Genomic DNA, 20,782 nt, shown 5'->3' with positions numbered 1-20,782 from the left:
CAGGGAAGCTTATCCCTGGTTTTTCGATTTCTGAAGCGGATATAATGCCTTTTCTACTGTCTGGGCATTCTTTTCACTAATTTCTTTTTTACGTGGTATGGCTTTATAAACGCCTTCAGGATCACGCCATGTTTTGATTAATGGAACAGGTGAAGCACCTTGCCACTTTTCAATCCATTCTTCGGGGAGCGTTCCTGAATCAGGATAATTTCCGCTCATTTCCATCCAAACCCGTGACCATGCCCTTGGCACAACACGCCAGATGTCATACCCGCCACCACCTACAGCAATCCATTTTCCATCGCAATACTCATGTGCCAATTCATGAGCAAGCTTAGGTATTTCTTCGTATATTCTCATCGTGGAAGACAAATGAGTCAGAGGGTCAAGGCAATGTGCATCTGCACCGTTCTGCGTCAGGATCACATCAGGCTTAAAGAACTCAATGACTTCCCTGAAAGAACGCTCATATGCTGCAAGGAAAGAATCATCTTCAGTAAAAGCATCCAATGGAATATTAAACGCACATCCATAACCTTTTCCGTGTCCACGCTCATTTACAGCACCTGTGCCAGGGAACAGATATCGCCCGGTCTCATGCAAAGATAACGTACAGGAGGTAGGGTCATCGTAGAAAGACCACTGTACACCGTCCCCATGGTGGGCATCAGTATCAACATAGAGAACTCTGGCATTGTATTTTTCCTGCATATAACGGATTGCCACTGAGCTGTCATTGTAAATGCAAAATCCTGAAGCTTTTCCTCTGAATCCATGATGCAATCCGCCGCCAAGGTTTAGTGCATGCAGCGCTTTTCCTTCCATGACCATATCAACGGCAGTTAGCGTACCACCGACCAGTCTGGCACTTGCCTCATGCATATCCTTAAAAACAGGTGTATCTTCCGTACCAAGTCCGAAATTCTCTGCTTTTTCTCTCGGTAATTCACCTTTACCAGCCAGTTTGACCGCTTCAATATAAGATGAATCATGAACCAGTGCCAGCTCTTCATCGGTTGCTAATCGGGGCGGGATAATGTCCGAATCAGAAATAGCCCCTGAAAATTTTAACAAATCAAGTGTCAGCTGCAGTCTTTTCTGATTAAATGGATGATCTTCAGAAAAACGATAGTTTAATAGATCATCAGAATAGATAAAAACTGCATCTTTTTCTACAGTGGAGAACTTGGAAGGTTTGGCCATAAAACTTCATGCCCTTCTTCGCGTAAATCTTCAATGACGGACATTGGATTCATTGTTTGTACGCGGAATACTAACACTTTATACTTTTCATCTTGCCGGTCCGGATAGACCAGCACTGAATGAATATTGGAATGATTTTTACGGATAATACCTGCAACCTCATACAGCATGCCCTGTTTATTCGGGACTTTCACCTCAATCTGAGAGCCGGGCTGTGTTGCTCCGGTTAATTGAACAAGCGTATGAAGGATATCTGTTTCAGTAATCATTCCGACCAATTTATCTTCACTGACGATCGGCAGACAGCCGATTTTTTCCTCCATAAATGTAACCGCTACTTCTTCAACAAAATCAAGTGGATGCCCTGTTATGACTGGTGTTGTCATAATATCAAGCAGCTTAGTCTCATAAAGTGCTTTACTGTCTGCTGTCTGAAAAGGAGAGGGTGAGAATTCTTTAATATCTCTGTCGGTGATGATGCCTACAACTTTTCCGGTCACATCCGTTACAGGAAGATGCCGGACTTTTTCATTGCTCATCAATTCAATCGCTTCACTTAAGGTAGCGTCCGGCGCAAGTGTATGTACATCACGCACCATCATATCTTCAATGATCACTGGTCATTCCTCCTAGTACATAAATCGATTCATGAATCTGAGCTGATCAAACTTTTGTATAGATTCAGGATCCACACGTTTGCCAATCCGGGCCATCAGACAGTTTGCAGGGTGAGAGCTGATTTCAGGATCATCCGTGGCATAATATTCAAGCCCGCCGGCATTCATCATTTTTTCCATTATTTTTCGGTAGTCCCATACATTAAGACCGGTTCCTTTTAAATCCCAGTGCCAGTAATATTCAGTTGTAATCACGATATAATCTTCCATTGCATCATCCATCATTGAAACCCTGAGCAGATTTTTACCTACAGAAGCCCCACGGTATTTTGGAATCACTTCAATCGCACCGAGTTCAATCAGATCATCCATTTTTCCCTGAGACCATCTTTCGAGCGGGTCAGGATAGAGGTAAGTTACATAACCAACAATTGTATTATGATCCCTTGCAATGATAATTCTGCCTTCAGGTAATCCTGCAATTTCAATCAGTGCTTTATGCTGCTGCTCAGGTACCCTGAACGCAACGAGGTCTTCGTGAAATTCCATTGATGCGAGTTGATCCTTTGAAACTGGTCCTTCAATCATAATCGCACCTTTTGCTGTTTTCAGTTCTTTTGCATTGTAAATTTTCGGATGGTCCATTTGCTGTCACCTACATTTCATAGTAGTCCTACTATACAGCATACCCTAATTATAAAAGCGCTTTCAACAAAAAGGAGAAGAGAATTGGTTATTGCTTTTTCGAGCGTGCCTGCTTTTGTTTTTTCTCAGCTGATAATTAGAGCGGAGAAGGGCGAATCGTGTGAAAAAACGATCGCGAAATACCACGCAGAGCAATAGTTTTATGCTCAAGGAGGCTTGACTATTCGTCCGCGGAAAGCGTCTCTCTGGAGCGGGAAGCATCAGCCAGCTTTACCGTAGTATTGTGAAAGAAGAATTTGTAAAAGTGAATATTAAAAAAATTGAGATAATATTGGAAGTGTACTATACTGTAAAAGAACTTGTACATAGGGGGAAGATAATATGAAATTGGAAGCGCTACCAGCAGTTAAAGGAGATTACAATCTTCAAAACTATGAATCTGCAGTTGAGACATTCGACTGGAGTGAGGTAGAAAAGGAATTTTCATGGCATCATACAGGCAAGATCAATATGGCGTATGAAGCAATCGACCGTCATGCTGAAGGGGATAAAAAGAACAAAATCGCATTGTATTATCGCGATGCTAATCGAAATGAAAAATATACGTTCAGAGAAATGAAAGAAATGACGAATAAGGCAGCAAATGTACTGAAAAGCCAGGCGGATATCGAAAAAGGAGACAGAGTATTTATCTTTATGCCAAGATCTCCTGAACTGTATTTTGCACTGCTCGGCGCACTTAAAATCGGTGCCATTGTCGGCCCGCTCTTTGAAGCGTTTATGGAAGGAGCAGTCAGAGACCGTCTTGAAGATAGCGGGGCAAAAGCAATTATTACAACACCTGAACTGCTTGATAGAATTCCGGTGGACGAACTGCCTGACCTGAAGCATGTGGTCGTTGTTGGCGATGACGTGAATGAAGAAGGTAAATACATCGATTTCAATCAACATTTCAGTGAGGCTCCCCGTTCATTTGATATTGAGTGGCTTGAACATGATGATGGATTGATTCTGCATTATACATCAGGTTCAACAGGTAAACCAAAAGGGGTGCTGCACGTACAGCGTGCGATGCTGCAGCATTATCAGACTGCAAGATGGGTGCTTGATTTAAAAGACAATGACATTTACTGGTGTACTGCTGACCCGGGCTGGGTAACAGGAACATCTTACGGTATCTTTGGACCGTGGCTCACTGGAACAACCTCTGTGATCGTGGGGGGCCGCTTCAGCCCTGAGGCGTGGTATCAGACACTTGAAGACTATGAAGTTACAGTGTGGTACAGTGCTCCGACAGCATTCCGTATGTTGATGGGAGCAGGGGATGAGCTGGTTAAAAAATATGACTTTTCTAACCTCCGTCACGTACTGAGCGTTGGAGAGCCGCTTAATCCGGAAGTAATCAGATGGGGTATGAAGGTATTTAATCATCGTATTCATGACACATGGTGGATGACTGAAACCGGTGGACAGATGATCTGTAATTATCCGGCAATGGAAATCCGCCCGGGATCGATGGGTAGACCTGTACCAGGCGTAGAAGCAGCAATTGTAGATGACCAGGGTAACAAGCTGCCACCTAATCGCATGGGGAACCTGGCGCTTAAAAAAGGCTGGCCATCCATGATGAATACCATCTGGAACAATAAAGAAAAGTATGAATCTTATTTCATGCCGGGTGACTGGTATGTATCAGGGGATTCTGCTTATCAGGACGAAGATGGATACTTCTGGTTCCAGGGCAGAATTGACGATGTGATTATGACTTCAGGTGAACGTGTGGGGCCGTTCGAAGTAGAAAGTAAGCTTGTAGAACACCCAGCGATCGCTGAAGCAGGCGTGATCGGAAAACCTGACCCGGTACGTGGTGAAATTATTAAAGCGTTCATTGCGCTTCGTGAAGGCTATGAAGCTAGTGATGAATTGAAGGAAGAAATCAGACAACACGTTAAAAAAGGTCTTTCTGCGCATGCAGCGCCGAGAGAAATTGAGTTTAAAGATAAGTTGCCTAAGACACGGAGCGGTAAGATTATGCGTCGCGTATTAAAAGCATGGGAACTTGATCTGCCAACTGGCGATTTATCAACAATGGAAGATTAATAGAGTAAAAGATCCGTTCTGTTAACAGGACGGATCTTTTATATGAAAAAACCAGGATTGCTGGTGCAATCCTGGTTCACGTATTGTTTACCTTAGTTTCCTTCTTCAGGATCCTCTTCTTCAGGATCCTCTTCAGCCGGAGGTTCTTCATCGGCAGGAGGTTCTTCTTCCTCAGCCGGAGGTTCTTCCTCAGCCGGAGGCTCTTCTTCAGCAGGAGGTTCCTCTTCAGCAGGAGGTTCTTCTTCCTCAGCCGGAGGAGTACTTCCACCCCCATTGCCACCGCTGTTACCATTACTATTACCGTTTCCGTTACCATTGCTGTTTGTATTGCCACTGTTTTCATTACTGTTATCTTCCGGTTCAGCAGGTTCGGCAGGTTCTGGATCCGGTTCAGCACCAATTCTCACTTCATTTGATCTTGCAGATTCTTTGCCTGCTACATCAACTGCCACAACTTCATAAGTTCCGGCAGGAAGTGTCTTAGAATTGTTATCATCATACTGACTGATGGTGACGACTCTTGATCCTGAATAAATCCGATACCCAATTACATCTCCACTGCCGGAATTTGTCCAGCTGAGTGTAGTGCCTGATGTGCTTGCAGTAACTGGTGATGGATTTGACCCATCATCATTTAATGTGTTATCAGCGACAAGCATGTTATCGAAGAAACTGTTATTCTCAGGGAATAATTTAGAAGCATCTCCACCATAAGGGAATAACATTTCATCAGCAAAGTCAGGGCTTAAGATCGCACCGGTAGATGAAAACTCATCCGGTGTTGAATCAAGCGCAATATAACGCTGACCATTTCTTGTAACATATTTAGAAGTCTCAAGTCCGGCTTCTTCCCCGGAAGGACTCCATGCCGTTGTAAACAAGTCGGATGTGACTAATCCAGCAGCAGAACATGCCTGGCCTGCTGGTAATCCTGTAAACGTACAGAATGACCGGCTTACAACGCCTTCAGGCTGCTGGAAGCTGTATTCCGGATCAATCATTTCTGTTCTGACTTCGTTTACGCTATTCATCATGAATGCCCAAAGGTTTATTGCGCGGACTGAGCTTTGATCTCTTAACGTTTTTGGAGTATCATACCCAAGCCATAATCCAAATGTTACTTCAGGATTAGCAGCGATAAACCAGTTGTCTTTCGTGTCCTGAGACGTTCCGGATTTACCGGCCCAGTCAGTAGAAAAATTCAGATATCCCGGTGCAGTTCGTCCGGATCCGATCGACGTTAAAGTGTCTCTCATCATATCGAGGGTCACATACGAAGTTGCAGCTGAGAACATTTCTTTAGATTCAGATTCATGTTCGAATACAACATTTCCATCTCTGTCAACGATTCTTTCGATCATATATGGTTCATTGTACTGACCATAGTTTGCGATTGCAGCATAGGCAGAAACGTTTTCTTCAACTGTGATTCCTCTTTCCATACCACCAAGTGAAAATGCGGGATAGCTGTATTCTACGTCATCGATTCCCTGTGGATCTACAACTTCAAGAAATTCTCCCGGATTATAACCAGTCTGCAGCATTCTTCCGTATAATCTTGCAGCAGATAAGTTATGCGATGCAGCAAGAGCTGTTCTTGCAGGAATTAATCCGTATTCTCTCCCAACAACGAAGTTATTCGGTGACCATCCGCCAGGACCTGTAAATGCAACGTCCGCTAATGGAGACCCGGCACCAATCAATCCATATTCAATCGCTGGAGCATATACAGCTAAAGGCTTAATCGTTGATCCACTTGATCTGAATGACTGTGTGGCATGATTAAGGCTGTTTCTCTCATGATCACGGCCACCTGTAAAGCTGATGATCTTTCCAGTCGCATTCTCCATCAGAACCGTTCCGACCTGTTCCTGTTCCATGACAGGTACAAAGCGTCCTTCTTCAGCGTCCCATTCTTCGCCTTCTCTTTCAACATCGAAACGTGTGTAATTATTTTTGACTTCTTCCATCTTGTCATAGACTTCTTTATCAATCGTTGAGTGTATCTGGTAACCGTTCTGACGCATGTCTCTTGCGGCTAATACAGAATACTTCTCGAAAAGCGTCTGACTTGCGTCAACCTGCGCTTCAGAATAACCGTCTTTTTCAGCGAGCATATACATCAGGATATCCTGTGCACGGCGCTCAAGTTCTTCTGTCACATATGGATAACGTTCAAGTGCACCTGACCTTGGTTCCACAAAATCCTGTGTTAAATCATATGCTACGGCCTCATCGTGCTCTTCCTGTGTAATCGCTCCGTCTCTGAGCATACGTGAAAGTACTTCATTCTTACGTTCGCGTCCAGGCTGCAAGCCGGCATCTTCCTTTAATTCACCACCATTTGTAAATGGTGTATAACCAAAGGGTGCCTGCGGGAGTCCAGCAATAAATGCAGCCTGCGGTAATGTTAATTCGCTTGCGTTAACACCAAACAGTCCCTGTGCAGCCGTCTGAACGCCGGCAATATTACGACCGGAAGCATTTCTACCCATATCAGCAACATTCAGGTAAGCTTCCAGAATCTCGTCTTTTTCAAAGAATCTTTCAACTCTGAGTGCGAGCAGAATTTCTTTTGCTTTACGATCAAAAGAAACTTCATTTGTCAGCACCTGATTTTTAATCAGCTGCTGTGTTAATGTACTACCACCAGTCTGGTTGGCAGCATTTGTCACTTCCTGAAAAATCGCACGCATGATTGCTTTTGGCACAACGCCATCATGCTCCATAAAGTACTCATCCTCAGTTGCGATCACTGCATCAATCAGCATTGGGGAAACATCTTCAAGTGCAACTTCATCTCTCTCAAGGTCGGTTCTGATCTTTCCGAGATAGACATCATTTGCAAAATACAGATCTGATGTTTCGGTATAATTATAAATATTTTGTTCTAGTGACTCTTGTGACTGGACCTCTTCATCTTTTACAAGAGAAGCAAAGTATCCTGCACCCACGCCACCGGCAAATGCGGCACCTATTACAATGAAAATTAAAAGTAATAATAATAAGTTCCAGAAAACCTGGTACGACGTATGCAGCTTCCGTGGCAATCCGATCCGGTTCGAGGCTTCGCTCAGTCCGGCAATCCGCTCACGAAATGATTTATTTTGGTCTGACAATATAGATCATCCTCCTTGCAGCATCCTTACGATTATAACATATTTTATAAAGCTGAAATGTAAATTTAAAGAGATTGAGAGAGTCAAACAACTACTTGACAGATGAAATTTATTTGTGCTAAAACTATCTTTATTAAAGCACATATGTAAATGCCTCGAAAAGAACGAAGTAGAGATCCTGATCCGTACATTCAGAGAAGCGGTGGTTGCTGCAAACCGCTACGACAGGTGATCGAATTACATTCTTGGAGCAGTTCTCCCTTAGCTGGGAAACCGGAGTGATCCGTTATATCAATGAAGTGAGGAAGAGAACATCTCTTCTTAAGCTGGGTGGTACCACGCATAGAAGCGTCCCTGCATAAATTGCAAGGGATTTTTTATGCGTTTTTTGTTTGATCGAATTGACTGAAGGAGGAAACAACATGGACTTATTACAGGATTTACAGTGGCGCGGTATTATTTATCAGCAGACGGATGAAGCAGGTATGAAGGAACTGCTTGAAAAGGAATCAGTATCACTATACTGTGGAGCCGACCCGACAGCAGACAGTCTGCATATCGGTCACCTGCTGCCATTCTTAACGATGAAAAGATTTCAGGAGTACGGTCACCGTCCGGTCGTACTGGTAGGCGGAGCGACCGGCCAAATCGGAGATCCAAGCGGAAAGAAAGAAGAACGTCAGCTTCAGACACGTGAGCAGGTTGAGTATAATGTTGAAGCCATTAAGAAGCAGCTTGAAAAACTCTATACTGCTGAAGGTGACAATAAAGCAATTATGGTAAACAACATGGACTGGATCGGTCAAATTGACATGATTACATTCCTGCGTGATTACGGAAAACATATTGGTGTGAACTACATGCTTGCAAAAGATACGATTTCATCACGTCTTGAAACAGGTATTTCATACACGGAATTCACTTACACAATCCTTCAGGCAATGGATTTTAACCATTTATACAAAGAGTTTAACTGTAAGCTGCAGATCGGCGGCAGTGATCAGTGGGGGAATATTACAACGGGTCTAGAGATGATCCGTAAAATGAATGATGAAGATGCAAAAGCTTTTGGTATGACAATTCCGCTCGTAACTAAAGCTGACGGTACCAAGTTCGGTAAAACAGAAGGTGGAGCGGTATGGCTTGATGCTGAGAAGACGTCACCTTATGAGTTTTACCAGTTCTGGATCAACACAACTGATGCTGATGTCGTAAAATACCTGAAGTTCTTCACGTTCCTTGATAAAGAAACGATTGAAGGACTTGAAAAAGCAGTACAGGAAGAACCGCATCTGCGTGCCGCTCAAAAAGCACTTGCTGAAGAAATGACAAAAATGATCCACGGTGAAGATGCACTCGATCAGGCAAAAAGAATTACAGCAGCGCTATTCAGCGGAGATCTGAAATCACTGAGCAGTGCTGAGATCCGAGAAGGATTCAAAGATGTACCGACTCATCAGATAGAAGAAGGAAAATCCATTAACCTGGTTGACGTACTGGTAGATGCCAAAATCTCATCTTCAAAACGTCAGGCACGTGAAGACGTCACAAATGGTGCAGTATACATTAATGGTGAAAGAGTACAGGACCTAGGTTTTGATCTTGACGCCTCAGTCAGACTCGACAACGCATTCACCATCATCCGCCGTGGTAAGAAAAAATACTTTATGATTCAATACGCATAACCCTTAAAAGCATCCGATTAAAAATCGGGTGCTTTTTATTTTTGATTAATATAAATATGAATTGAAAATTTAATATTCGCACAGCTGCTGATTCTCGCTGCAGGGGGCGGCTCCATTGGCAGGAAGGGACGTGTGAGACCAGGCATGGCGAAGCCTGCGGGCTCACCGCCCGGCGACAGAAAGCGTACCCCTGAAGCGGAAATCAGCAGCCAGTATTTGATAGGACCATTGTTTAAAAAACCAAGTGGAAGGAAATGTTAGTACTATTGAATAAAGGAGGGTTTTAAATGGGAGAATCATTTATCGATCAATATATTATCAATCAGTCATACTGGCTCGAAGACGGCGTACCTGATGCAGAAAAGCTTACTGACAACCATGAGACAGATATTCTGATTGCAGGAGCCGGAATGGCCGGTATCACAGCAGGGCTGCTGCTGGTGAAAGAAGGATTTAAAGTAACAATTGCAGATGCAAACCGGGTATTGCAGGGCACAACAGGCTATACAACGGCAAAAGTAACAGCTCAGCATGGAATGGTATATGATCAATTTCTTTCTCAACATGGAAAGGAAAAAGCAAAGCTGTATTACGATGCAAATACAGAAGCAATGAACTGGATGAAGCAGCAGATCAGTGAGCACGGGATTGACTGTGATTTCAGTATCCAGGAAGCAGGTATCTACACGATTGATCAGCCGGAACAGCTTGAAAAGGAATGGAAAGCTTATCAGACACTTGGCATCGATGGGGAATTCACAGATGAAATGCCTTATGATATCGGTGCAGCAGCAGTTTTAAAAATGCCGAATCAGTTTCAATTTCACCCGGTCAAATATTTAAAAGCGCTGTTGGGTGAATATATCAAGCTCGGAGGAAAAATTTATGAAAAAACCAGATTACTCGATGCTGATGAACACAGTAATGGGGTAGAAGCTACAACTGAAGATGGGTACGTAATTAAAGCAAAAAAATTGATTGCAGCGACTCACTTTCCTTTTGTTGATTTTAAAGGTCTCTATTTTTCCAGGCTCAAACCTGAACGCTCTTATACCTCAGCCGCGATCGTGGATGATTCCTTTGCAGAAGGCATGTATATCAGCGCTGAACATCCGACGAAATCGATCAGAACGACTCCTTATAAGGATGGACAGAAGCTATTAATCATAGGAGGGGAAGGTCATAAGACCGGTCAAAATGATATTGAAGGCAGCAGATATCAGCGATTGGAGTCATTTGCCAAAGCAAAATTCGGTGTAACGGACTTTAAATACAGATGGTCTTCACAGGATTTATATACAGTGAGCGGGATTCCATACGCGGGGCTTGTGACAGGTCATCATGACCACATATACATTGCAACAGGTTTTAGGAAATGGGGCATGACAGGTGGAACAGCGGCTGCACATGTGATTAAAGATTTAATTACCCATAAACATAATCGTTTTCAGGAACTGTTCAACCCTGCTGATCACGATGTATCCTCATCTATCGGTACCTTTGTCAGTGAGAATGCCAATGTAGGAGCAGAGCTTGTTAAAGGAAAGCTGAAAAGCCCTGGCAAAACAGAGGAAGATATCCTAAGCGGGGAAGGCGGAATTATTAAAGACAACAGCGGCAAAACCGGAGCCTATCGGGATGAAGAAGGTAAGCTTCATAAAGTGGATATTACATGTACGCATATGGGCTGTGAATGTGCGTGGAATCAGGATGAACGTTCATGGGACTGCCCGTGCCACGGGTCGAGATTCTCATTTGACGGTGCTGTACTGGAAGGTCCTGCTGTCACACCTTTAAAGAAAAAATAAAGAAATCCCGCATTTTTGCGGGATTTTTCAATTCTCTATTATTCTTCTCCAAACGCTTCAGGCAGCATCTTAAACCCGTCAATCTCTGCATCTTCCTCAATCTCAATCATAATACATCGCTTTCCTTTATAATTGACCTGTCTGACATATTGAAGATCCTGCGGGCTGATGGAAATATTTGCGATCATGGTCTGGATTTTAATCGACTTTGTTTTGTATTTCGGCACAATACTGCCGGCTTTTAATTCATATCCTTCATTATCAGTGATCAGCTGGAAGGCTTCTTTTACCTTATCTCCTTCAACCTTTTCACCGCTGTTTGTCAGTACGCGTTCAACATCCTTATAATCAAGCTTTGGCGGCTCGTCTTCTTCGTTCTCTTCAATTGTTGTGTTGATTTCACTATATACTTTTGCAAGCGTAGAAGGGGAAAGACGGTCACCGACGACGCTTTTAATTACTTCTTCAAATACTGCTTTATCTTCCTGCGCAGTCATGATTTCTTCTCCGTTCAATACCTCTTCTATAAAATGAAAATCCGGTTCATTTGCTTTTGGCGCTGCGTATAATACATGATTCACGTCAGAAGCGTGGTTTGTAATACACGGGAATAAAAAGCCGGTCATTGGATTTTTCAAATCTATAACAGGATCGACTTCGACCTTATATTTAAATTCTTTTTCGATATAATCAAACTGAATTTCTTTTTTCGGCTCTTCTGTTTTATTAATAGTACATAGAGTAAACGGATGGGAGTATACGGTATCGCGGCTGCTTTCTTCAGATTCTTCACTCCGCTTTTTTGTCGGCTTCATATATTCACCGCGGATAAAGGTAATGACGATATCCTTTTCGAAAGGGTTCTGAATCATTTTTTCTGTCATCTGAAGCATCTGTTCCTGCCAGTCTTCTCCTTCACCCAGTAACCCTTTATGTAAAATCAGCTGACTGCTGTTTTCAGCATCACGCTTGAACTTTAGTTCGAATAGCTTCTCATTCATTTGACCGGTGAGTACTTTTTTAAAATTATTCATAAACAGTTCCTGCTGATCACTGTCCAGCATTTCAAAAGGCTGCCTTTGATAGTGATAAATATCTGTCGATTCCTTCATAATATACACATTAAATATATCTGAAATCCTGAGCAGGTCATTATCTGTTTTTAATTGTTTACGAATATTTGCTACATCTTTCTTATCCACTATGTTCACTCCTAAGGGTGATATTTTACGCTACATCATATTAACATAAGTAGCCTGGAAATGTTTGATGGCTCATTATTATTTCGCAGCAGTATCCGGAGTCCACCAGCCCGCCCGGTTTAGACAATCAGAAAAGCCCCTGAAATGCTGTTACACATTTCAGGGGCTTTATGTTTGTTAATCCCGGTCTTTCAGAATTAACGAGAGTAGAATTCTACGATTAGTGCTTCGTTGATATCAGCAGCTAATTCGTTACGCTCTGGGAAGCGAGTGAATGAACCTTCAAGCTTATCAGCATCGAAAGATACATATTCAGGAGTGAAGCTGTTAAGCTCAATTGCTTCCTGAACGATATTCAGCTTCTGTGACTTTTCACGAAGGCTGATTGATTGTCCTGGCTTAACGCTGTATGACGGAATGTCAACGCGTGAACCATCAACTAGAATGTGACCGTGGTTTACAAGCTGACGCGCCTGACGACGAGTACGAGCAAGACCAAGACGGTATACTAGGTTGTCAAGACGAGCTTCAAGAAGGATCATGAAGTTATCACCATGACGGCCAGGTAGTTTACCTGCTTTGTCGAATAGGTTACGGAACTGACGCTCAGTTACGCCGTAAGTGTGACGAAGCTTCTGCTTCTCTTGAAGCTGAAGACCATATTCAGATAGTTTTTTACGCTGAGTAGGACCGTGAGGACCCGGAGCGTAAGGACGCTTTTCTAATTCTTTACCAGTGCCGCTTAGTGAAACACCAAGACGACGAGACAGTTTCCAAGATGGACCTGTATAACGAGCCATAATTTGACTCCTCCTTGTGTTTTTATTTTGTTGTAAAATAAAAACCATGTGATAAACCATCAATACCCATTTTGTTATCTTGCACCATCGCCCTGCAGCAGGGGTTACGCGATGCACCTACAAACAATAGGAACAAAATGAGACATTCATGTGTTCACAAAAGGCTGCATTATTTTACACAAAGAACATCATACAATTTATAAAGCTTTCTGTCAACCACTACTGGTGAAATACATGATCAGATTATAACAAGATCAAAAGACAAAACAAGACATACCTAAGCAGGGTTTATATAAGGACAATGGCATTTTCTGCGGAAATAATTGCTGAAAAGTCTGTTACGAAAAGAGAGTTGTGAGTGTAGTAAATAAGTTGCATTATGCTATAATTAATATTTGTAAATATCTGAAAAATATATAATGAAGCAGTTATATTTAATACATAAGAGACGAAGGTGAAAAAATGGATTCGCTGAAACCGTTTATGGACCGTTATAAGGCTGGGGTATTTGATATTCTGGCACATTCAATGTCGAGTGAGAGTTCCATCAGACACTGGTATCGTCAGTTATCGGACCTTTTAAAAGAACATTTTGACGTAGAAGAAACCTTTTATCTATATAAGGACGGCACACAATTATATAAATATGATGAAACGCTGACAAAAGAGGAACCATTAGATAAAAGCATTATGAGCCATCTTAAGGATCAGCCGTACCATATTTTAAAAGATAATCAGGCATTTTTAAAGCAGGGGGATATTTTAATCCCGTGTTATGAAAAATCCGATCTGATGGGCGTTATTGCAATCAGACCCAAGCCTGAAGCTGTATGGACAAAAGATACTGTAATGGTTTCCTTTTTAGCCTGTGATACTGCAGTTCTCTATCAGAATGTCAGAAGAATGTTGATTACAGCTGAAGAGAGAAAAAGATATCATGAACTTTTTGATGTCACAAAGGCATTTAATTCGCATATGAATGTGTCCCAGGTGCTTGCAAAAATCATTCATTCATTAAAGAACACGTTTTATCATTATAAATTCACATTAATTCTTTCAGATGATCAGGGTGTGGAAAAGGGTCTACCAATTGAATATCTGGATTATCAATCTGATAACGAGGCGCTTATACATGCATTTGTTTCTTCTGAAGTAACCATTGATGATCAGGGGAATCGAACCATTATGTATTCTCCGTTAAAAGGTAAACAGGGTGTATACGGTTTACTGAAAACGGAGGGGAAAACTGAAAAACCACTAAAAAAACACGAAGTCGAATTTATCAAAGTGCTTTCAACCACTGCAGGTCATGCGCTTGAGAATGCAAAGCTTTATATGCAATCGAGGCAGCTGATTAATGATTTAAAACTAATTAATGACCTGTCACATGAGTTGAATGCAAATCTTAAGATGAAAGACATGATGAGTGTGTTGACAGTGCAGATTCAAAAAGCATTAAACCCGGATGAAACTGGTTTTATCTGGGTTGATGATGAACAATGGAGAGTTGTTGAAGGTAGTACAGCATTTTTTGAGACGGAAGCGGGCCGGGTTTACATTGAAAACGTGAAACAGCAGCTTTTAGAGGGTACAGATGGTGTATACATGTCTGACTGTGAGTTAGAGGCGGGATACCGTTCATTAATTGCAGTGCCAATGATTCATCATGACCAGGTAAAAGGCTTTTGTATCGTACTGCACAGGGATTCCTATGCGTTCTCTTTTGAAATGTACAAGCTTTTTAAATCGATTGTCCATCACTCAGCTCTGGCCCTTGTAAATGCCATGCTGCGAATGGAAATGGAAGAAATGATCAACCGTGATCACATGACAGGTCTTTACGCAAGGCACTATCTGGACCAGTTTGTGGAGCACTCGATGACCAGGGATCATCACGGTGTATTTATCCTGATTGATATAGACGATTTTAAACAGGTAAATGACACTCATGGCCATCAGGTAGGTGATCAGGTGATTATTCAGGTTGCAAAACACTTGATGTCGTATCAAAACGATCACAGTGTTGCTGCAAGGTGGGGTGGAGAGGAACTGGCCATCTACTTCAGTAATATGTCACTTCATGATGGGGGAATATTAACAGAAAATCTGAGAGAAACGATCCTGCATGTAACAGATCCGGAAGTAACGGTTTCATGCGGTGTCTCCAGTTGGACGAGGGATGTACCTGACCAGATGATCAGTGTAGTCAGACGTGCAGATATTGCGTTATATAAAGCGAAGAACACCGGTAAAAACCGGGTTGTCTGCTTAAAAAGAGAGTCAGATCAGATTATGCGATTATGAAAGGGCTGTATATATGCAGTCCTTTTTATATTGGAAAGATCCATTGAAATTATTACAAAATCAAGTAAAATAGGTTATGAAAGCGATTACAAAACAAGGGGAGCTTGCAATGTCAAGAGAGAAAAAAAGATTTGAAACAGAGGTTATTCATAGTGGATATGATTCAGGGAAATACGAAGGTTCACTCACGCCTCCGCTTTTCCAGACATCAACTTATACATTTACTCATGCTGCTGAAGGGGAAAAGCGATTTGCAGGAGATGAGGAAGGTTACATTTATTCACGTCTAGGGAATCCGACAGTGAAAATACTTGAAGACAGAATGACAACCATTGAAGGCGGAAAAGCCGCTTTAGCGTTTGGTTCCGGTATGGCTGCTGTTTCGGCGATCCTGTTTCATTTGTTAAAATCAGGGGATCATGTTGTCTGTTCAAAAGGAGTGTATGGCTGTACATTCGGTTTGCTTGAAATGATGTCAGAAAAGTTCCGGATCACACATGATTTTGCAAATCTTTCTACAGAAGAAGCGATCAGACAATCGATTTCACCGAACACAGCCTGCATATACGTAGAAACACCAATTAATCCGACAATGGAGATCATTGACCTTGAACTGGTTTGCCGCGTTGCAAATGAGCAGAGGATTCCAGTTGTAGTTGATAATACATTCAGTTCACCTTACCTGCAGAACCCGTTAAAATTCGGAGCGGACTTTGTACTTCATAGTGCGACAAAATATATTGGCGGACACGGGGATGTGATTGGCGGACTGCTGGTCGCAAAATCTGCTGAATCGATTGCAGATATCCGGATGACAACCCAAAAAGATATTGGCGGGATCATGTCGCCCTTTGATGCGTGGCTATTACTGAGAGGCTTAAAAACACTCGCTGTCAGGCTGGACCGTCATTGTGATAATGCTGAGAAAATTTCAGGCTATCTCAAACAGCACCCGTTTGTCAGAAATATTTATTTCCCTGGCGACAACGACCATCCATCACACCACATCGCTGCGAAGCAGATGAGCAGATGGGGAGGTCTCATTTCATTTGATTTTAATGGCACAAAGGAAATGGCGCAGGCTTTTATGGATGAATTAAAACTGATTAAGATAGCAGTGAGTCTTGGAGATGCAGAAACACTGATTCAGCATCCTGCAACAATGACACATTCAGTCATACCTGAGGCGACAAGACAGGAAATGGGCATTAGCGACACGCTGCTGAGACTCTCAGTCGGACTGGAATCTTGGGAGGATATTAAAGAGGATCTTGACCAGGCATTTACAAAAATTGAGGAAAGTGCAGTGATGAAGCAGGAAAGCTGACCTTAGAAAAGCCGCATGCGACGATTCGCATGCGGCTTTTTAGAAGTCATTAAATATATTTAGTTAAAACCTCTGCAAATGTTTCAAGTCCTTTTTGATCTTCCTCATCAAAGCGGCTCTTTACCGGGCTGTCTATATCGAGTACACCAATTACGACGCCGTCTTTTACGAGTGGGATCACAATCTCTGACTGAGAAGCAGCGTCACATGCGATATGTCCCGGGAATGCATGAACATCCTCAACGCGCATTGTTTTATTCTCACCTGCAGCTGTTCCGCATACCCCTTTTCCAAGTGGGATTCTTACACATGCGGGAAGCCCCTGAAATGGTCCAAGCACAAGCTCGACATCCTCCATCAGATAAAAGCCTACCCAGTTCGTTTCATTCAGAAATTGATTCAGTAATGCTGAAGCATTGCTTAGATTGGCAATCCGGTTCGGTTCATCTTCGAGTAAAGCCTTAAGCTGTTTGTGCAACATCTCATATTGCTTTTCCTTACTGCCTTTATACGTTTCGACATTAAACATCATATCACCCGCTTAATTGATTTGATTTTTCCTTTTAGGTGCGTAATTTGAAGAACGCTTTTTAAAGGAGGGCTGCCATGACACCCCGAATATATTCATTAGAATAATACAGGTATAACACAGCATGGGACTTGAAGCAATCATTTGAAAGGGTGAAAACAAATGAATGGGCAGCGCGAAACTAAATCCGAAGTCATGACAACAGCAGTGGATCTGTTTTATACGAAAGGGTTTCACGGTACGAGTATCAGAGATATTTCAGCATCAGCAGGCGTAAATGTCGGAACAGTATCATATTATTTTGCAGGAAAAAAAGGGTTACTGGAAGAATGTCTGATTGCATTTTTTGAACCGTATCTGAATGTGCTGGAAAAGTCATTGAATGAAGGGAAGCAACATAAAAGTGCTGTGATGAGCGCTGCCCGTGATGTAATCAGGTTCCAACAGCAGCATCACCGGTTTGCCAGGTTTGCCTGGCGGGAGATTACACTCGATCACCAGCTGATCAGGGAGATGACTGCCTGTTACTTGCGAAAAGAACAGTATTTATGGAAGATGCTGATGGCTGAGGACATTGAAAAAGGACACAGCTTTAAGCTGTCCCCTTCTTTTTTTCTGATTCAGCTGACTTCCATGATCACAACACCCTTTTTACAAAGTCAGACTGTCAGAGAGCTGTGGCATATGAATACTGCAGACCCTTATTTTACAAGGCAATATATTGAAACAGTTGAAACATGGTTCAATAGTGTAACCTCCTGTTACGGATTAAGTGCAATCAGCTGATCGGCTCCCTGCATAAGGCCGGATGCGGTATGTGCATCAGAGCCATAGACAAGTTTAATGCCCATCTTGTGAGCAGCTGATGCAATCGCAGGAGAAGGGTAGGTTTCCTGACAAAGTGGTTTCACAGTTCCGGCTCCATTGTAATCAATCTCAAGATTCTGGGATTTTATTACATTTAGCAGCTGTTGAATCTCAGCTTCATGAGACTCCAGCGCCGGGAAGAGACGCTGAAACTTTCTGGCGAGCGTGATATGCCCAATTCTTTTCGGTTTATATTCACCCAGATCAGCAAGTACGGATTGGATCACTGTATGATAATAAAGTGAATGAACAGCATCAGCAGACCCTGTCAGTGAAATTAACTCTTTAAAAGCATCCTGACTGAAGTCGAGACAGACATAACGGTCAGCAGCTTTCAGAAAATGAACAGAAAGAATCGCATCATCAAGTGAAGGACCGTACTGATTCAGAAAAGCACGCGTCTCGTGTTCAAAACCTTCAATATAATCAACTTCAAGGCCTGTGTAAATGCGCAGGTCTTTTTTATACGATTTTTTAATGGCCTCAATATCTTTTAAGTAATTTTCAAGCTCCGCAGGCCTCATGGCACTATCCTTATCAGGAACTGTGTCATCAAAGTTTTCCGGCAGTGGGGCATGCTCAGTAAAAGTAATTTCCTCAAGGCCTGCTTCAATCGCTTTTTCAGCATATAATGCTAAAGCATCCTGAGAGCCGTGAGGGCAATATGGTGTATGAATATGTCCATCTCTGGTAATCATCAAGTCCAGTCCTTTCGCACACGAAAAAAGTCGTGTCAAAAATTCAAGAAAAAACAAGAAATCTCATTTGTTACATGGTATCATAAAGTCAATACATTTTTCATATTGACATAGACACGGGCTGCTTGAACAGGAGGCATAAGATGGAGTACATAATAGGATCCGTCATTTTAATCATCATATCGATCATCACTGCTTTCGTAATAAGGAAAAAGCAGTATAAAGAAGTAGATAAACTTGAAGAACAGAAGCTCGACATTCAGCACAGACCTGTTCTTGAAGAAATGACAAAAGTAAAACAACTGAATATGAATGGTCAGACAGAGGAGCTCTTTGAAAAATGGAGAGACTCATGGAACAATATTGTTGATAAACAATTAGCTGAAGTAGATAGTATGCTGTTTGATGCTGAGGAATATATTGATAAGTTTCGTTTTAAAAAATCGCGAAAAGTACGTGAAGAAATTGTGATTGAGCTGAATAAAGCTGAAGAACATATGAATGAAATTCTCTCTGAACTGGAAGAATTAATGGGCAGTGATGAGAAGAACCGTGAAGAAATCCAGCTGGTAGAAGCCGATTACAAAGAAGCAGCTTCACTGATCCGCAATAGGCGTTCACAGTTCAGCAAGACCGCTGAGCCGATTGAGCGCAAAATTATGGCTTTAGAACCGAAACTTGATGAATATCATCATTTAACATCTGAGGGGAATTATCTTCAGGCAAGAGAAATCGTGATCTATCTGACTTCAGAGATTGATGAGATCAGCATGATGATCGAAAGTGCGCCAGGCCTTGCAGATGACCTGCTTGATGAACTGCCGAAAGATTTGCATGAGTTAAAGGATGCCTGCAAAGAAATGGACGAGCAGCAGTATCCAATCCATCATTTAAACCTTGAAGAAAGGTGTCTTGCACTTGAGAACAACCTGAAAGAAGCTGAAAAGCATCTGATCAGACTGGAATTTACTGAAGCTGAAGAACTGAGAGTGAACACGAAAAAAGAAATTGATGAAGCGTTCATTGCACTTGAAGATGAAGTGAATGCAAGAACTCACCTTCCTGCTAAAGCTGCAAACGTTAGTAAGCTTCTCGAAACGTTAAAAATCAGAAATGATGAATTGATACGTGAAATGGATTATGTGCGTCAGGGGTATCAGCTCGATCAGCAGGACCTGGACCTGCCAAAAGAAAAAGAAACTCAGCTTGAAAAACTGGCTGATGCATTTGATCATCAGAACAAGCAGGTTGAAAAACAGCTTGAACCTTATTCATCTGTATTAAAAGAAACAGAGAAAATTGAAACTGAACTGATGCAGATCGATGAGGAACACAAAAAGTATGCTGGTGAACTTGAACAACTCAGAAGTGATGAATTAGCTGCGAGAGACCAGCAGGAGTATCAGATTAAAGCTGTAAGAGATCAGGAAAAAATCGTTGACAGTGCGAACCTTCCTAAAATACCTGAGTTCTGGTTCTTAGAACGAAAGGATATTATCAGACAGATCGAAGCACTTGATTCTTATCTTGCGGAACGTCCGATGAATATGAAGGCAATTAATCAGCACACGATGACGACTGAAAAAATGATTGAAACCTTTACTGAAAATACAGAGGAAATGATTCAGGCTGCAAAGCAGGCTGAAAAAGTGATTCAGTACGGTAACCGCTATCGAAGCCGGCATGAAACAGTGTTTATCGGGCTAAACGAAGCAGAGCTGTTATTCAGAAACGGTGATTACCAGAATGCACTTGAGCAGGCAGCTGAATCAATCGAAAAGATTGAGCCTGGTGTACTCAAAAAAATTGATGCATTATAAGTTTTACTTGATTAAAAGAAGCAGCACTTTCTCAGGATGAGAAGTACTGCTTCTTTTT

15 protein-coding genes and 1 other annotated feature are annotated in these 20,782 nt (G+C 42.1%); of the genes, 7 read left to right on the top strand and 8 right to left on the bottom strand.

Annotation, left to right across the window (positions count from 1 at the left end; genetic code table 11):
• Window positions 1–9: 9 nt before the first annotated feature.
• The 3 genes from DH10bf12_RS15825 to DH10bf12_RS15815 are packed head-to-tail and all read right to left on the bottom strand — an operon-like array spanning window position 10 to window position 2,465.
• Window positions 10–1,203, bottom strand: coding sequence for an acetoin utilization protein AcuC (locus tag DH10bf12_RS15825; protein ID WP_471736210.1), 1,194 nt, complete (start codon window positions 1,201–1,203; stop codon window positions 10–12).
• Complete coding sequence (locus DH10bf12_RS15820) at window positions 1,173–1,820, bottom strand: acetoin utilization AcuB family protein (RefSeq protein WP_471736209.1); 648 nt, start codon at window positions 1,818–1,820, stop codon at window positions 1,173–1,175. Before DH10bf12_RS15820 ends, DH10bf12_RS15825 begins: the two co-directional genes overlap by 31 nt.
• Before the next feature lie 12 nt (window positions 1,821–1,832).
• The gene (locus DH10bf12_RS15815; protein ID WP_471736208.1) at window positions 1,833–2,465 is read right to left on the bottom strand and encodes a GNAT family N-acetyltransferase; all 633 of its coding nucleotides are present in this window, start codon (window positions 2,463–2,465) and stop codon (window positions 1,833–1,835) included.
• A 381-nt stretch (window positions 2,466–2,846) separates the two neighbouring features.
• On the opposite strand from DH10bf12_RS15815, the gene acsA reads away from it, so the two are divergent.
• Window positions 2,847–4,565, top strand: coding sequence for an acetate--CoA ligase (gene acsA / locus DH10bf12_RS15810; protein ID WP_471736207.1), 1,719 nt, complete (start codon window positions 2,847–2,849; stop codon window positions 4,563–4,565).
• Window positions 4,566–4,657: 92 nt separating this feature from the next.
• Here acsA and DH10bf12_RS15805 read toward each other — a convergent pair whose 3' ends face one another.
• Window positions 4,658–7,642: a transglycosylase domain-containing protein gene (locus tag DH10bf12_RS15805; RefSeq protein WP_471738253.1), complete on the bottom strand. Its 2,985-nt coding sequence runs from the start codon at window positions 7,640–7,642 to the stop codon at window positions 4,658–4,660.
• A gap of 188 nt (window positions 7,643–7,830) precedes the next feature.
• Window positions 7,831–8,043: a binding site (T-box leader), on the top strand.
• Window positions 8,044–8,106: 63 nt separating this feature from the next.
• Between DH10bf12_RS15805 and tyrS the strand changes: the two genes are divergently transcribed.
• Window positions 8,107–9,369, top strand: a complete 1,263-nt coding sequence (gene tyrS, locus DH10bf12_RS15800; protein ID WP_471736206.1) for a tyrosine--tRNA ligase — start codon at window positions 8,107–8,109, stop codon at window positions 9,367–9,369.
• Window positions 9,370–9,656: 287 nt separating this feature from the next.
• Window positions 9,657–11,177, top strand: a complete 1,521-nt coding sequence (locus DH10bf12_RS15795) for an FAD-dependent oxidoreductase (RefSeq protein ID WP_471736205.1) — start codon at window positions 9,657–9,659, stop codon at window positions 11,175–11,177.
• A gap of 38 nt (window positions 11,178–11,215) precedes the next feature.
• Here the strand turns inward: DH10bf12_RS15795 and DH10bf12_RS15790 are convergent, their stop codons facing one another.
• Entirely contained in the window at window positions 11,216–12,379 is a 1,164-nt protein-coding gene (locus tag DH10bf12_RS15790; RefSeq protein WP_471736204.1) for a DUF4317 domain-containing protein, read from the bottom strand.
• Window positions 12,380–12,576: 197 nt separating this feature from the next.
• Window positions 12,577–13,179 carry a 30S ribosomal protein S4 gene (gene rpsD, locus DH10bf12_RS15785; RefSeq protein ID WP_471736203.1) on the bottom strand — a complete coding sequence of 201 codons (603 nt, stop codon included), beginning with the start codon at window positions 13,177–13,179 and terminating at the stop codon, window positions 12,577–12,579.
• Window positions 13,180–13,641: 462 nt separating this feature from the next.
• Between rpsD and DH10bf12_RS15780 the strand changes: the two genes are divergently transcribed.
• Window positions 13,642–15,483: a sensor domain-containing diguanylate cyclase gene (locus tag DH10bf12_RS15780; protein ID WP_471736202.1), complete on the top strand. Its 1,842-nt coding sequence runs from the start codon at window positions 13,642–13,644 to the stop codon at window positions 15,481–15,483.
• 109 nt (window positions 15,484–15,592) lie between these two features.
• Window positions 15,593–16,810 (top strand): methionine gamma-lyase, encoded by a 1,218-nt coding sequence (megL, locus tag DH10bf12_RS15775; protein WP_471736201.1) that lies wholly within the window; start codon window positions 15,593–15,595, stop codon window positions 16,808–16,810.
• Window positions 16,811–16,859: 49 nt separating this feature from the next.
• Here megL and DH10bf12_RS15770 read toward each other — a convergent pair whose 3' ends face one another.
• Window positions 16,860–17,339, bottom strand: a complete 480-nt coding sequence (locus tag DH10bf12_RS15770; protein WP_471736200.1) for a GAF domain-containing protein — start codon at window positions 17,337–17,339, stop codon at window positions 16,860–16,862.
• A gap of 162 nt (window positions 17,340–17,501) precedes the next feature.
• On the opposite strand from DH10bf12_RS15770, the gene refZ reads away from it, so the two are divergent.
• Complete coding sequence (refZ, locus tag DH10bf12_RS15765) at window positions 17,502–18,125, top strand: forespore capture DNA-binding protein RefZ (protein ID WP_471736199.1); 624 nt, start codon at window positions 17,502–17,504, stop codon at window positions 18,123–18,125.
• On the opposite strand, the gene hisJ is transcribed toward refZ, so the two are convergent.
• Window positions 18,101–18,904, bottom strand: coding sequence for a histidinol-phosphatase HisJ (gene hisJ / locus DH10bf12_RS15760; RefSeq protein ID WP_471736198.1), 804 nt, complete (start codon window positions 18,902–18,904; stop codon window positions 18,101–18,103). The genes refZ and hisJ overlap by 25 nt on opposite strands.
• 143 nt (window positions 18,905–19,047) lie before the next feature.
• Between hisJ and DH10bf12_RS15755 the strand changes: the two genes are divergently transcribed.
• Complete coding sequence (locus DH10bf12_RS15755) at window positions 19,048–20,724, top strand: septation ring formation regulator EzrA (RefSeq protein ID WP_471736197.1); 1,677 nt, start codon at window positions 19,048–19,050, stop codon at window positions 20,722–20,724.
• Window positions 20,725–20,782 lie beyond the last annotated feature (58 nt).

The organism is Jeotgalibacillus sp. 10bf12 (genome assembly GCF_055597105.1).
This window is presented reverse-complemented; position numbering and strand designations above follow the sequence as displayed.